Raw genomic sequence first — 13,414 nt, 5'->3', positions numbered from 1 at the left:
ATAGAAACTGCTCTAGCCACTTTACATTGCATAATCGACCTCTACCATCTATGGTCAATTTTGGTATCATTGGCTTCTAATTCAGAATTTTCACCTTAGATTTATTGAGGCATTGCGATAGCTTGATGTGTGATTTCCGCGATAAATTTTGCATTCCCAATACTCCCCTTCCCTTACTTTTTCGCAATTCCATATAACTACCACACATTACAAAGCGGTGAGGTTGGGCCGCAATCATCATTAAGATATACCTTAAGACCTGTAAAACGTTACCGACTCATTGGGCTAACACTATTGTTTGCCGTCGCACACAGGTAAATGAGAACTAGAATAAAACCAGTTAAACTCTCCCCCTTAGTTTGAATGTGCTCGTAGTACAACGAACCAATTTAATGTCTCCAAACAACTTTTGCACCAGTGAAGTGCCTTGTTTCCTAAATCTAATAAATCTTTTGTCATTAGCGTGAACTGATACCAAGGCCCCCCTAAGCTAGTTCAACACAAAGGCTACAAAGGCACTATTCCACAGAGAAGTAATACTGGATATTGGGAGTAGGGACACCCAAGAAGCAAGGCAGACATGCGTTGCAACAACACATCCACCGAGGTTGCACCAATTTTCTCAATATCCTCTGCGGTAAAAACGGTTATCGGCGCGCTCGAAGTCATCTCTTCGCGAAAGATACGACTGCCAGTTATCGCTATGTGCTCCATCTTCTCAGCTTGCTCAGTGGGCTTAGCCATGGAAGCTGCGAGGGACGGCAGTTCGAGATTTGAATCAGCACTATAAACATGAAAATGGGGCAGAAGGCCCAAAGAAAGTGTCATTGCACTCACCAATGCACAGCGATACATAAACAGTCCTATGACAAATTTGTTTTGATTATGCAGCGATTTATAAATGATTGATGACAGGTAACAATTAAAACCCAGCTAACTGCGACACTGTGTCACACCTTGCTGTGACACAGCATACAAATCAAAGGTTTATGTCGACTTACAGCTGTTCAAAAAAGCATCCAAATATGGATATTCAAGCCGCTCGCAATATATGATTTTACCAAGGGAACGACCATTAATGGCAATCAATGCAAGCACCAGGGAAGGTTCGAATGTCAGTTTAGCAGGAGCAATAACTGACCTTGACTAAAGCCCATTAAATTCCTACTGAATCCAGCATCTTCAGGTAGAACGGGTATATGCAGAGGCCACAACGAAAAAAAGCCCTTGAAGGGCTTTTTATCGAAAAATATCGGCTCGGAGCGCTATAGATTAGGTGAATAATCAAAAGAACCTGATGCTGACTGATCAACAAAGTTGTCGACTGGCTTTTTCTTATTCAATACGCCATTAATCATATTGCTTGGGAAACTTTCAATCCGGGTATTGAATATCGCGACGTTTTGGTTAAACACCCGCAATGCCGCTCCTACATGCTCTTCTTGATTAACAATCTCTGCCATGTTCTTGCTGAACGACTCTGATGCCTTTAATTCAGGGTAGCTTTCAGAAACAAACCTCAAGCTCTGCATCAACTGCTCTGAGACATTGCTCACTTCGCTGCAGCGGCTAGGTTCAATCTCTTTGCCATCAAGCTGCTCGACACTATTTCTTAAGGCAGCAATTTTCTTAAACACATCAGATTCAAACAGCTTGTGTTCATTAAGCACTTTTTCCAATTCAGGCAAAATGCGCATGCGTTGTCTTTCAATAACAATCACATCATCCCAAGATTGCTGTACTGATTTATGCTCAGAAACAATACTATTATATAGCGCGATGATGGTACCAATGACAGACACTATAATGGTACCAGCGATTACTTGTTCAAACATTATCAATTCCTAATTATATATTTTACTATGGACGTTACGGGTATATTGCATAAAGATTTCAAGTGAGGTTTTTTCGAACAATTCTTCTGTGAAGTTATCGAATGTAATATAACCTTCCAAAGGAGGTAAAATATCAAAATCAACCTGTGAAACTAACAGATGACCATCCTTATCCGCTTCAATAGTTAAATTACTATACTGCTGTGATAATGCCTCAATATTCAACATCATCTTCGGCGTTAAAAATTGTGCAACCGCTATTTGAGTTTCGCCTTCACTGTAGAATTTTTTATCAAAAGAAATTAGCGAAGGTTTAAAAGTTTCATAACCAGCAGACTTAACAACACTGCCTGAATTAGAAATTTTGACTCCTTTATGACGATTGCATCCACTCATGACAACACCATAACGCCAGAATGTCTTGTACTCGTAGTAGACTCTTTTATTCTTGCCAAACCCTTCGGTACGTTTAATTTGTTCAGTATGCTCAGAGCGAACAATTGCAAAGGCATTCACCCCTTCAAATTCATCACCTAGCTCAATTCGATAAGCAGCAACATGGTTACTATAATTGCCACGCTGAAAATCGTAAAATGCTGAGCTACTTAATGATTTCACTTGTGCGCCATGGCGTAGCAACAGCACCTTGTTATAAACAGCTTTGGTTTGCCTTTTAATGTAGTTTACAAATTTGTCTTTTTTGGTTTTCTTTAAGTTAGCAACAAGCTTAACTAGCAGATACATTAGTGCAAGAGTTGCCACAGTAACGATAAAACCATTACTGGAACTAGAGCCATATGTATATCTCGAATTCAACAAAGTTAAATACATCCAACCAATGTAACTAGCAAATACTAATACTATTAAGCTATGCAAAACATTTATCGAACGACTACAAAGGAAACTATAAAAAAGGTCTCCTTTTTTTTCTTGGTATTCGTCCACTAGCTCGGTTAATTCATCGACGGACTCAGATTTTTCGACCCTTTCCAGCACCTCATCCATGTAAGCAACGCGGCGATGATATTTATCATCTTTTAACCACTGACTAAATTTATTACCTTCTAACCACTTACTAATTTTATTATCTTTAAATGCCATTCATAAACCTAAAAGTGAGAATTGTTATTCGCCATAAATATAAATAACTTAACGCTCCATATTATATTGAAAAAAATAACCAATTCATTCCCATCCCTATCAATGCTCAGCACAAAAAAAATAAAACTAGTAATTTTACTAGGCGAATAAAAATGACAGTTAATGGCCAAAATTGCATCAAAGCGAATCTACAATGATTAATTTTGCCCCACTATCAGATTTTGCTACATTAACTTTCTCAAACAATTTAGCGAGCCTAATCATGTCAAACGTCATTATCTTTTTACTCTTGTTCGCCTACTCAACAACGGCGACCGCTAAACCAATAGCTGATTTGCCAGAGCCGGTCACGAATAATGCAGTGGCAATAGTCAGCAACGATTCAAAGGATTACCTGCTGAGCTTTATGGGGATGGGGCAAAACAAAGATAATAAGGCGATTCATAACAAAGCATGGTCACTGGAGATAAGCCATCCAGCAGCTCAATGGCAACCGTTACCAGCCGTACCACACATAAATAAAATAAGTGGACGCTTGGCCGCTATAGCTGTTGGCATTAACAGTGATGCTTACCTTTTTGGTGGCTTTACTGTTTCTAGTGATCATCAAGAGCTATCGACTGCCGATAACTACCGCTTCTCAATTAAGGATAAAAGCTATACTCGCATCGCCGATATGCCGGTAGCTGTTGATGACACTACCGCACTGGTTTATCAGAATCGTTATATCTATCTGTTAAGTGGTTGGCATCAACATGGTAACGTCAACTTAGTACAAGTTTACGACACTAAAACCGATAGCTGGGCGCAAGCCAGTCCGCTACCTATTCCAGCAGTATTTGGCCAGGCTGGCGGCATTGTGGGTAATGAATAGGTCATGTGTGACGGCGTAACAGTTCAAGCTCAACTCAATAAATCAAGAACCTTTAGCGCTTCGCCGATATGTGTATATGGCAAAATCAAAACAGATAATCACCTACGTATAGACTGGCAGCTATTACCCCATTACTCACAGCAGGTGGCAGGTAATTTGCCACAACCCGATGCTGTGGCCCATTATCGAATGGCTGCTGTAGGCGATGAGCACAACCAACAAATCATTTTTATTGGCGGCAGCAATAATCCATACAACTATGATGGTATCGGCTATAACGGCCAACCAAGCGGTGCCTCAGACCTGATGCACCGCTTTGATTTAACTTCCCATCAATGGCTACCAGCAGCGATCGTGGCAACCCCATCAATGGATCATCGCGGCCTGATTACCTATAAAAACCAGGCTATTCGTATCGGCGGCATGCTTGAAAAGCAGCAGGTAAGCAAACAAGTTCTAAGCGTACCTCTAAAGTAAGGTTTTGCCCAAGAAACGTGATTACCCGAGCATTTTACTCAACTAATGATTGAGAAAACCAAAAGATGCAAATAATATACTTGTTATATTAATTTGTTGGAGTGCCACCATGTCTCAATCAAAAGAAGTGCTACTTAATACTCGAGTCGGGGAGTTAGTCGCCAATGACTTTCGCAGCGCCCATATTTTCAGTCAATATGGTATCGACTTTTGTTGTGGTGGCGGTATTACCCTAGATCGTGCTATTTCACGTTTTAATGCCGATGAAGAAGCATTACTTAATACGCTTTTAGCACTTGATGGCAACACGATTACAAATGACGGGCTAACGGAGCTAGCATTGCCTGATTTGCTTAACTACATCGAAGCCACCCACCACACCTTTGTCAGAGATAAAGCACCGCTGTTAGTAGAGTACAGCCAGAAGATGGTACGTGCTCACGGTGAAAACCACAGCGAAATAAAACCGTTAGCAGGCTGGATTGCTGCGCTAGTCGATGACTTAATGCCACATTTGATGAAAGAGGAACAGATCCTGTTTCCGGCCATTTTAGGATTGCACAATCAAGTTGAAAGCCAAACTTGCTTTGGTCACATCAGTAACCCAATCAATGCGATGCAGTATGAACATGATGACGCGCTGCAGATTATGGAGAAGATTAGCGAGCTCACTAACGGCTTTCAACCGCCAGAGCATGCTTGCACCACTTGGCGTGTCTGTTATGCCAGCCTTGCAGAATTCGATACGGATTTAAAGCAGCATATCTACATAGAAAATAACGTGCTATTTCCAAAAGCATTAGCATTAACGGCTTAAGTCACTATCGCCAAAATGACTTAAGTTTGACTAACTCTTGGATATTATTAATTTCAATATGAGGCAGCTGTTGAGTTAAAGCAGCCTCTTTTGTTACACCAAAGCCAGGATTGAGCCACACAGCCTGGCAACCCGCTTGCCTTGCCCCAACCACATCGCTCATGGCGCTATCGCCAACATGCAGTATTTGTCTCTGTGGAATATTGAGCCGCTTAGCAGCTTGCACAAACATATCTGCTGCGGGCTTTTGCTTGAAGCCCTGCCCCGGATGTAAAACAAATTCAAGTAGATCACCTAAACCTATACGCTGATAATCAACATTGCCGTTGGTGATGCCTATTAACCGATATTGCTGCTTAAGGTTCGCGAGTAACTCAAGTACCTGCTGAGATACTGAAAAGTGACTTCGATGCATGGCAAAGTGGTCAAACACAGCTGTCGCTCCTAATTTGGCCGTAGTTGCGTCGTAACCTAATTCAACTAAACCACACTCAAGCATTACTTGCCGAGCTAGGCTGGGGTCATGGCGCAGTTGCGGGCGCTGCTTGATTATCGTTAGCTTTAATCGATGCCAATCGGCTATTTGCCACGCTTGAGATTTGGGGTAATGATGATTCAGAAATTGCTGTGATGCCGCCTCTGCTTGACGAATAATAGGTCGGTTGTCGTATAAGGTATCATCTAAATCAAAGCTAATAGTGCTGAAGCTTTGCGGCCTAATAAACAGCTTCATGATTTATTGCCTCGCTTTTTTGCTCTGGGATGTGCACTGTCGTATACCTTAGCTAAATGTTGGAAATCCAAGCTGGTATAGACTTGAGTTGTTGACAAGTTCGCATGGCCTAAAAGCTCTTGAACGGCGCGCAGATCTGCACTTGATTCAAGCATATGCGTAGCAAATGAGTGCCGCAGTTTATGGGGGTGTACCTTTACGCTCAGCGCTTGCTCCTGCCCCCATTTAGCCAGTCTGGCTTGTATACTGCGATGCGCCAAACGTCGGCCTTTGGCGGTGACAAACAATGCATCATCTTCACAGGGAATATCACGTTTAATATCAAGCCACTGGGAGATAGCGGTCAGTGCTAATTTTCCAATCGGTACGATACGCTCTTTGCTGCCTTTGCCCATGACTTTAACTTGCGCTTGGGAGAATTTAATATCTGTGACATTCAACGCTGCAAGCTCTGCCAATCGTAACCCTGAAGAGTAAAACAGCTCCATTATCGCTTTGTCTCGATAACTTAGCGGATCGTTCGCATCGATTTCTAACAGATGGGTCACCGAGTCTACATCCATATTTTTCGGCAACGGCTTAGCTTGTTTAGGCGCACTGAGGTTAAGTGCTGGATTAACGGAGATTTGCTGTTCTCGGAGTAAAAAATCAAAAAACTGTTTAATTGATGACAACGTAAGAGACAGAGACCGTGGACTCAGCCCCTTACGGTGTAATTTAGCAATAATGGCTTGCAGCGACTCATGCTTAAGTTCAAGCCAATCATCATTAGCTGCAAATACCGCTTCTACCCGCTTTAACTCAAACAGATAGTTTCTCACTGTGTAAGCAGAAACCTGCCTTTCAGTTGTTAAGTATCGTTCAAAATCAATAAGCCAAGGTGACGTGCCCGAAGATACATTGTCGACCATAAAGCCTCACTATTAAATTTTGGGCAACTGATGATCCAGTAACTGTTTGAGCTGTGAAAGTAACAGGTGATCCATATCAGGGTGAAAATGCATCGGATCTGAGCTGGCGATAGCAAAGATCACTTGGCCGCACTCTTGCGATAAACGCGATAATGCCACTGAGCCTACTTCAGAGCCAAATAAGCGTTTTGACTCTTCATTGGTTAAGCGACCAAAATAGTAACCAGAATCTAAACGTTTTCTCCAAATCTGCGACAGTTCACTGTCGATATCATGTACCGTGATTAACCGCACATGGCTGAACTGGAATTGCTCTTTTAAACCACTCGATAATACTTGGCGCAACTCACCCATATCATCACATTTTAGCATCTGCATCGACAATGCACTGTTAAACATGTAGATCTGTTCATTACGAGACGCCATAGACAGTAAGGAAGTGATCTCCTCTTCAAGCTGAGACACTCGTTGACGCAGTGATTCTTGCTGACGCTCAACGAGCGAAACTGCACCGCGCTCTGCATGAGGGATCCGCATTGCCAATAATAACTCTGGGTAGCGACTAAAAAAATCAGGGTTATCGAGCAAGTACTCTCTAATCAATATCTCATCAAAAGGAGGTTGCTGTTTCATGCTGCTATCTGTCATTGGGGAATTTGTCCATCATAAACATGCTCGGCAGGTCCGGTCATCCATAGTGGCTTACCTTCACCATCCCAATTGATCATCAGGGTGCCACCAGGTAAATCAACTCGCACGTTTCTTTCTAGTTTACCTTGCAGAATACCCACAACTACCGCCGCACAAGCGCCAGTGCCACAGGCTAATGTTTCAGCCGCGCCGCGCTCATAGACTCGTAGTTTTATATAGCCAGGATTAACCACCTGCATAAAGCCAACATTCACCCCTTTAGGAAAACGTTCATGCTGGGTCAATTCGCTACCAATGGTGTCGACATCTGTATTGGCTACATCGTCGACATCAATCACACAATGTGGATTCCCCATAGATACCGCCCCACAAAGGTAGGTTCCGGTAGATGCCATAAGTAAGTAGGTTTTCTCAACTTTCTTAGCATTGAATGGGATCTTCGACGGCTCAAGCATAGGCACCCCCATGTTGACCGTCACCTTGCCATCTCGCTCTAGCCTTAGCGTTATTTTACCTGATGAAGTACTGACTCGGATTTTATGTTTTTGAGTCAGACCTTTATTACGGACAAAGCGTGCAAAACAGCGCGCGCCATTACCACACTGCTCGACTTCGCTGCCGTCTGCATTAAAAATGCGGTAGTGGAAATCGAGATCCGGATCGTACGGAGGCTCCACCAACAATAATTGATCAAAGCCAATGCCAAAATTTCTATCGGCTAAGCGCTTGATCTGATCGGGAGAGAAGAACACATTCTGTGTGACCCCATCAACAACCATGAAGTCATTGCCCAAACCGTGCATCTTCGTGAATTGAATCAAGATGGACTTCCTTTAAGGTAACAGTAGCGGATAGTACCTACCACGCTACATTCTATTTATTGAGTTTACGGCAGTAACTGCTCACCTTGCCACAGCTGTGCAAGTTTTTCTCTTTCTCTGATCACGTAAGCATTGTCGCCATCAACCATCAATTCCGCTGCTCGTGGACGCGAATTGTAATTCGAAGCCATAGTAAAACCATAGGCGCCCGATGAGCGAATAGCCAAGTAGTCACCTGCAGCTATGTTTAGTTGGCGATCCTTACCTAAAAAGTCACCGGTTTCACAAACGGGGCCGACAACATCATAGTTCAAGGTTTCACCACCACGATCGATCGCGGGGATAATTTTTTGCCATGCGCTGTAAAGCGAAGGTCTAATCAAGTCATTCATCGCACCATCAACTAAAGCAAAACGCTTATCGCTATTTTCTTTAAGGTATAGTACTTGCGTGACAAAGATACCTGCATTGGCGGCAATCGCTCTGCCTGGTTCAAAAATCAGCTTAAGATCTCGACCACCTAAGCGCTCCAATAGCGCGGCAGCATATACGTCAGGTTGCGGTGGTAACTCATCATCATAAGTTACACCTAGCCCACCACCAACATCAAAATGCTTAATTTCAATACCAAGCTCAGCTAATCGATCGATTAAAGCTAGCATTCTGTCCATTGCATCTAAAAACGGTTTTATCTCAGTAAGCTGAGAACCAATATGACAATCTACGCCTTTGATTTCGATGCAAGGTAACTCTTTAGCACGCAGGAAAATAGCTTCAGCTTCTTCCATCGCAATACCAAATTTATTCTCTTTAAGGCCTGTAGAGATGTAAGGGTGAGTGCCAGCATCAACATCTGGATTGATGCGCAACGACACTGGAGCCACTTTATTCATCCGCTGTGCAACAACACTTAATTGTTCCAACTCAGCCGCAGACTCAACATTAAAGCAGTAAATACCTATCTCTAACGCCAGCTCCATTTCAGCTACAGTTTTACCTACGCCAGAAAATACCACTTTAGCGGGATCACCACCGGCTTCGATCACTCTAGCAAGCTCGCCGCCAGAGACAATATCAAAGCCACTCCCCAAACGTGCAAGTACATTTAACACTGCAATATTGGAGTTTGCCTTAACCGCATAACAGATGAGGTGTGGATGATTAGCGACTGCATTATCAAAAGCATACCAATGACGCTCTAATGTCGCTCGAGAATAGATGTAAAGAGGCGTGCCATGTTGCTTAGCTAATTCTGCAACCTGGCATTGTTCGGCGTAGAGTTCTTCTGCTTGATATATAAAATGATCCAACGTCTTTAATCCTTCTTACTTTCTTCGCTTTGCTTCGGCTCTGCGTCAGGCGACTTTGCATCCGTCGCTGCTTGATTAACGTCTTGCGGAGGTGCTCTAAATAGTGCACTTTTTTGCCCACAGCCTAAAAGTACTAGGCTACCAAGCCCAAGCAACAAAAACAGTCTCATTTTTTTCAACATCGATGACCCTTTAGCGCAATAACTTGAACTGAGGTAACATCAGTCAATGTCTTGCTGTGTGGCAAAAAATAGATACCTTGATGGTTGCAGACTAGGCTATTAGCAGTCAACCCTATATCGCATTTATATCCACTGTTTCTAACACTTATTTAGTGCTAAGTAATATGTGTTTTACTAAGGTTTATAGGTAATAAACCATAATTTGGCGAGTTAATCGTAGTCAGCACGCCATTTATCTATATTTCACGACATCATTGACATACCCCCCTGTTGAATCGCAGTCAAAACAAATGCATATAAAACAACCATATAATTAAATTAACGGTGATTTATAATCACAGTAATCAATAACCTTAAAATTATTGTGATTGGTAAACTCAAGCTGGATTGGTAGTATTGACTTCATTAACGCGGCAATCTTAAAAATCTGAGGAATGACTCCCATGGCTATGACAGATTTCGAATTTCATCAACTAGCAGATGAAATGTTTCAAGCAATTGATAGTGCGATAGAGGTACTCATTGACGAGCAAGATGCTGACGTCGATGTGGATGGTTCAGGTAATGTATTGCAGTTAGAGTTCAACGGTAATTCTAAAATTGTAATCAACAAACAAGAGCCGATGCATGAGATTTGGTTAGCGACTCAGTTCGGCGGGTACCACTTCGCTTACATTGACGGAAAATGGTTAGATCAACGTAATGACAATGAGTTTATGCCATTTGTCATTGAGTCTATTTTCAAGCAAAGTGGTCTAAAACTAGATATCAAATAGCTCATTATAAAAAAGAGGAGAACTAACACTCCTCTTTTTCTGTTAATAATTTGACCTAAAACTCTACCTCATAGGCCTCTTTCGAGACACCAAAAGGCAGCGCTACCAATTTACCACTCAAGCGTTCCAGCTTAAAAAATTGAGGCATGTTAAATTGCTCTCGCTCCAATATAGAATCATTAAAAGCATGGTGATGACTGACCTGACTCACTAATCCTTCAATATCAACCTCCTCCTGCACATAATGATTGAGGGCATTGTTTTCATCTAAGATAAACACATCTAAGCCTTCGCTTCTTTGACGCAAGAAATACTGAATAGCCCCTCTCGCGGCGTAATCTTGAATAACCGAAGGGATCTTTGAAAACGGCTCATTGCCAAGCTCTGGCCTTGGTATTTCAACCAGTTTTTTCTTTGATAACTGCTGATAGAATGACTTAGCATCACTGAGGTTTTCAAAATGCATACCTCTGTTATTAAAGAAAATACCATAACGGATCTTACCGACTTTAAGCGGATAGACCAATGTTGATGACTCTTGTGCACCACGACTTAAGCGAACCGTTCTATCAAGTAGATTTTTAACGCTTCGTTCAGTTTGAGATCTGAGCTTACTCGAACAACTAATCACTTCCATAGCAACATCTTGCGAGGCTCTTTTCATCCCAGGAGTGATAAAGGCCAGCGTATCCAATAACGCCTTCTGTCCCTCGAAATGGTGGCAATGCCACTCCCCCCAACTATTTAGACTGATGACATCGATAGAGCCCAGCATATTGCTACTGCTTTTTCCCATGGAAAATACATTGCTGTTTAGATAATCCGCCATTATCTCCTGCCCCACCCATTGCTCAGTAGGGTCACTATTAAAGTTAAGCAGGAACACCAACTTTTTAAAGTGCCAAGGCTGGCAGAGCGCCAACTTTGAAACTTTCATCGAACCAATATCAATTAAACCAACTAAGCGATCTGCCGCCGTTGTTAAAAAAGTCGCTCTGTGCTTACTCTTCTTAACCTCATACCAGCGCGTTCCCTCAACAGAGACTCCATTTAGTGAGGCCCACACCAATAGCTTAGCCTTACTTTTTGAGTGATAAACGGCACTATGCTGTAAAAAATTTCTCGGCTGAGGCGCGCATCGATACAGATAATAGTTTTTATCTTGCTCACTATAGATAATCGACAGGTGCGATTCTGTCAGAGAGCGACTCCAAAGCTGGTTAAGCGTCATGATCTGATGCTCATCTTCGCTAAAATAGGTATGCAGCTTTCGGGTCAGCAGACCCAGTTCGGAAATTCTCAAACTCTCACTCAACCGGTGAGCCGAAGCGAAGTGCAGCAAGGTTTGATAACTACCTAGCATTAGCTCATTGAGTTGTTCATTAAACCACTGCAGTTGTCCGCAATGCCAATGCTCACAATTATCGAGGGTTTCAACTAGGCTGGCTGCCCAGCCCCAATCTTCAACCAACTGGTGGATTTTATAGTAGCGCCAGTCTTTCGCTTGTTCTGGCAGACTGAGTCTTACGCCGCACTTTAGATAAAAACAGCGACGCGTGATCTCTAACCTTCTCGCATCACCTAGCTTCAATAGGTATTTTTCGATTGACTCATACAATAAGTAATAAGCGTCATTGCCTGCTGAAAAATCACCTTCTAAGGTACGCTGCCAAATGCGTTCGCTCACCAATTGAGTACTCGGATACTCACTGGCATATGCTTCTAGCAGTAGTACTTTTAACAATGCTTTATGAGGCTTTTCGACCCCTTTATAGAGCTGCCACAAAGACGCACCAAAATACTCACTAGCCGGCAGTGTTTGCGCATCGCCAAGCGAAAGTAAATAAGATTTGGTTTTGGCTTTAGGCCACCAAGCAATGACTTTGCCTGCAAGCTTAAAATGGCTGCGATAGAACTCTTCTAATAACAACCAATGCTGAGCACTGCCACTGTGCTCATGTCCCATACAATTATATAGATGTGCTTGCTCCTCTTGAGCCATAATGAACTGCTCAGGATGAACCAAATAAATATTCACTTCGAAGTCATACTGGGCAAACCACTCGGTTAATAATGTGGCTTTTTGGGATAATAACTCACACTGATTTTTGCTCATTAATTGACTATGGATAAGCCAAACATCTATATCACTCTGTGAATTCTGCCCGAAGCTGGCAGTACTTCCCATGCTATAAACCCCTTCAATCATAGGGTTAGATTTAGTAGCATTTGGCGGAACATTGAGGTTTAGGGTGTCACAAGCTTCAAAGTCTTCACTGCTTAAATGGAAATCAAATATGCCACATGGGGTAAACGGCCCATTGTAGCCAGGTAGCTTTTCAGAACGATGATGCAATAGAACAGGGATTAGACGAAGCAGGTAGCGTTTAAGGGGCGACAGTAAAGCGCTCGCTCTGGCGTATCGAATACTATCCAATCTTTCAGCTGCACATTCGTGCATATCGAGCTTTTCTACCAAGTTAAGCTAACTCCTTAGTCTATATCGCTATCTCTAATGTATACGGCAAAATGTTTTGCAGCAAGTAAATGTGACTCCGATCACATTTTTCAGTGGTATATACCCGTTCTACTTGAAGGTGCTCGTTTCAGAGGCATTGTGTCAGTTCAATTCTAGGCGCATTAATGTAGAAATGGTTCTTCCCTTTTAAATTAGTGCAACAACGAAGCGGGCTGCCACAAAGCCTTCTGCGATGGGCTTTAATGGACTTTACTCTGTGTTATTGATTTTACCAAGGAAATGACCATTCGTTGCAATCAATGCCGTGATTAAAGTCCATTAAATTCCCACTGAATCCTGCATCTTCAGGTAGAACGGGTATATAATTGGGTATACTTCAAAGAATCAACAGCAGAATGTTACATCTGCAATCGGGCAATGTTAGCATTGGCGCAACTAAGTTCTAAG

At 42.4% G+C, this 13,414-nt stretch carries 14 protein-coding genes; 4 read left to right on the top strand and 10 right to left on the bottom strand.

The genetic code is table 11. From position 1 onward, the window contains the following. Positions 1-507 precede the first annotated feature (507 nt). The 3 genes from SWP_RS01910 to SWP_RS01900 all read right to left on the bottom strand — a co-directional run bounded on the left by SWP_RS01910 (position 508) and on the right by SWP_RS01900 (position 2,936). Complete coding sequence (locus SWP_RS01910; protein ID WP_020910631.1) at positions 508-855, bottom strand: TonB-dependent receptor; 348 nt, start codon at positions 853-855, stop codon at positions 508-510. 410 nt (positions 856-1,265) lie between these two features. Beyond that, positions 1,266-1,835 (bottom strand): LemA family protein, encoded by a 570-nt coding sequence (locus tag SWP_RS01905; protein ID WP_020910630.1) that lies wholly within the window; start codon positions 1,833-1,835, stop codon positions 1,266-1,268. A 9-nt stretch (positions 1,836-1,844) separates the two neighbouring features. After that, positions 1,845-2,936 (bottom strand): hypothetical protein, encoded by a 1,092-nt coding sequence (locus SWP_RS01900; protein ID WP_020910629.1) that lies wholly within the window; start codon positions 2,934-2,936, stop codon positions 1,845-1,847. Positions 2,937-3,129: 193 nt separating this feature from the next. On the opposite strand from SWP_RS01900, the gene SWP_RS24335 reads away from it, so the two are divergent. From SWP_RS24335 to ric, 3 genes are all read left to right on the top strand, one after another. Then, the gene (locus tag SWP_RS24335; RefSeq protein WP_228371099.1) at positions 3,130-3,810 is read left to right on the top strand and encodes a Kelch repeat-containing protein; all 681 of its coding nucleotides are present in this window, start codon (positions 3,130-3,132) and stop codon (positions 3,808-3,810) included. 3 nt (positions 3,811-3,813) lie between these two features. Then, positions 3,814-4,287 carry a hypothetical protein gene (locus SWP_RS24330; protein ID WP_020910627.1) on the top strand — a complete coding sequence of 158 codons (474 nt, stop codon included), beginning with the start codon at positions 3,814-3,816 and terminating at the stop codon, positions 4,285-4,287. A 109-nt stretch (positions 4,288-4,396) separates the two neighbouring features. Then, positions 4,397-5,104: an iron-sulfur cluster repair di-iron protein gene (gene ric / locus SWP_RS01890; RefSeq protein ID WP_020910626.1), complete on the top strand. Its 708-nt coding sequence runs from the start codon at positions 4,397-4,399 to the stop codon at positions 5,102-5,104. A gap of 4 nt (positions 5,105-5,108) precedes the next feature. Here the strand turns inward: ric and SWP_RS01885 are convergent, their stop codons facing one another. The 6 genes from SWP_RS01885 to SWP_RS24060 form a co-directional block, all read right to left on the bottom strand. Then, complete coding sequence (locus SWP_RS01885; protein WP_020910625.1) at positions 5,109-5,837, bottom strand: HAD-IA family hydrolase; 729 nt, start codon at positions 5,835-5,837, stop codon at positions 5,109-5,111. Further along, positions 5,834-6,748: a tyrosine recombinase XerC gene (gene xerC, locus SWP_RS01880; RefSeq protein ID WP_020910624.1), complete on the bottom strand. Its 915-nt coding sequence runs from the start codon at positions 6,746-6,748 to the stop codon at positions 5,834-5,836. The genes SWP_RS01885 and xerC overlap by 4 nt, the downstream gene beginning before the upstream one ends. Positions 6,749-6,760: 12 nt before the next feature. Continuing rightward, a complete protein-coding gene (locus tag SWP_RS01875; protein WP_044555560.1) occupies positions 6,761-7,396 on the bottom strand; it encodes a DUF484 family protein in 636 nt (211 codons plus the stop codon). Further along, positions 7,393-8,220: a diaminopimelate epimerase gene (gene dapF, locus SWP_RS01870; protein WP_044555559.1), complete on the bottom strand. Its 828-nt coding sequence runs from the start codon at positions 8,218-8,220 to the stop codon at positions 7,393-7,395. The genes SWP_RS01875 and dapF overlap by 4 nt, the downstream gene beginning before the upstream one ends. Before the next feature lie 65 nt (positions 8,221-8,285). After that, entirely contained in the window at positions 8,286-9,530 is a 1,245-nt protein-coding gene (gene lysA / locus SWP_RS01865) for a diaminopimelate decarboxylase (RefSeq protein ID WP_020910621.1), read from the bottom strand. A 5-nt stretch (positions 9,531-9,535) separates the two neighbouring features. Further along, complete coding sequence (locus tag SWP_RS24060; RefSeq protein ID WP_020910620.1) at positions 9,536-9,712, bottom strand: hypothetical protein; 177 nt, start codon at positions 9,710-9,712, stop codon at positions 9,536-9,538. 443 nt (positions 9,713-10,155) lie between these two features. Between SWP_RS24060 and cyaY the strand changes: the two genes are divergently transcribed. Beyond that, a complete protein-coding gene (gene cyaY, locus SWP_RS01860) occupies positions 10,156-10,488 on the top strand; it encodes an iron donor protein CyaY (protein ID WP_044555558.1) in 333 nt (110 codons plus the stop codon). 55 nt (positions 10,489-10,543) lie between these two features. Here cyaY and SWP_RS01855 read toward each other — a convergent pair whose 3' ends face one another. Beyond that, positions 10,544-12,949: a class I adenylate cyclase gene (locus SWP_RS01855; protein WP_020910617.1), complete on the bottom strand. Its 2,406-nt coding sequence runs from the start codon at positions 12,947-12,949 to the stop codon at positions 10,544-10,546. Positions 12,950-13,414 lie beyond the last annotated feature (465 nt).

This window comes from Shewanella piezotolerans WP3, assembly GCF_000014885.1.
Classification (GTDB): Bacteria; Pseudomonadota; Gammaproteobacteria; order Enterobacterales; family Shewanellaceae; genus Shewanella; species Shewanella piezotolerans.
Note: the sequence above shows the minus strand (reverse complement) of the source record. Positions and strands in the feature narration are given on the sequence as shown.

Excerpts from the sequence above, each read along its gene's own strand:
- SWP_RS01910 (WP_020910631.1), bottom strand. The coding sequence starts at position 855 with ATGTATCGCTGTGCATTGGTGAGTGCAATGACACTTTCTTTGGGCCTT.
- SWP_RS01905 (WP_020910630.1), bottom strand. The coding sequence starts at position 1,835 with ATGTTTGAACAAGTAATCGCTGGTACCATTATAGTGTCTGTCATTGGT.
- SWP_RS01900 (WP_020910629.1), bottom strand. The coding sequence starts at position 2,936 with ATGGCATTTAAAGATAATAAAATTAGTAAGTGGTTAGAAGGTAATAAA.
- SWP_RS24335 (WP_228371099.1), top strand. The coding sequence starts at position 3,130 with ATGATTAATTTTGCCCCACTATCAGATTTTGCTACATTAACTTTCTCA.
- SWP_RS24330 (WP_020910627.1), top strand. The coding sequence starts at position 3,814 with ATGTGTGACGGCGTAACAGTTCAAGCTCAACTCAATAAATCAAGAACC.
- ric (WP_020910626.1), top strand. The coding sequence starts at position 4,397 with ATGTCTCAATCAAAAGAAGTGCTACTTAATACTCGAGTCGGGGAGTTA.
- SWP_RS01885 (WP_020910625.1), bottom strand. The coding sequence starts at position 5,837 with ATGAAGCTGTTTATTAGGCCGCAAAGCTTCAGCACTATTAGCTTTGAT.
- xerC (WP_020910624.1), bottom strand. The coding sequence starts at position 6,748 with ATGGTCGACAATGTATCTTCGGGCACGTCACCTTGGCTTATTGATTTT.
- SWP_RS01875 (WP_044555560.1), bottom strand. The coding sequence starts at position 7,396 with ATGACAGATAGCAGCATGAAACAGCAACCTCCTTTTGATGAGATATTG.
- SWP_RS24060 (WP_020910620.1), bottom strand. The coding sequence starts at position 9,712 with ATGTTGAAAAAAATGAGACTGTTTTTGTTGCTTGGGCTTGGTAGCCTA.
- cyaY (WP_044555558.1), top strand. The coding sequence starts at position 10,156 with ATGGCTATGACAGATTTCGAATTTCATCAACTAGCAGATGAAATGTTT.
- SWP_RS01855 (WP_020910617.1), bottom strand. The coding sequence starts at position 12,949 with ATGCACGAATGTGCAGCTGAAAGATTGGATAGTATTCGATACGCCAGA.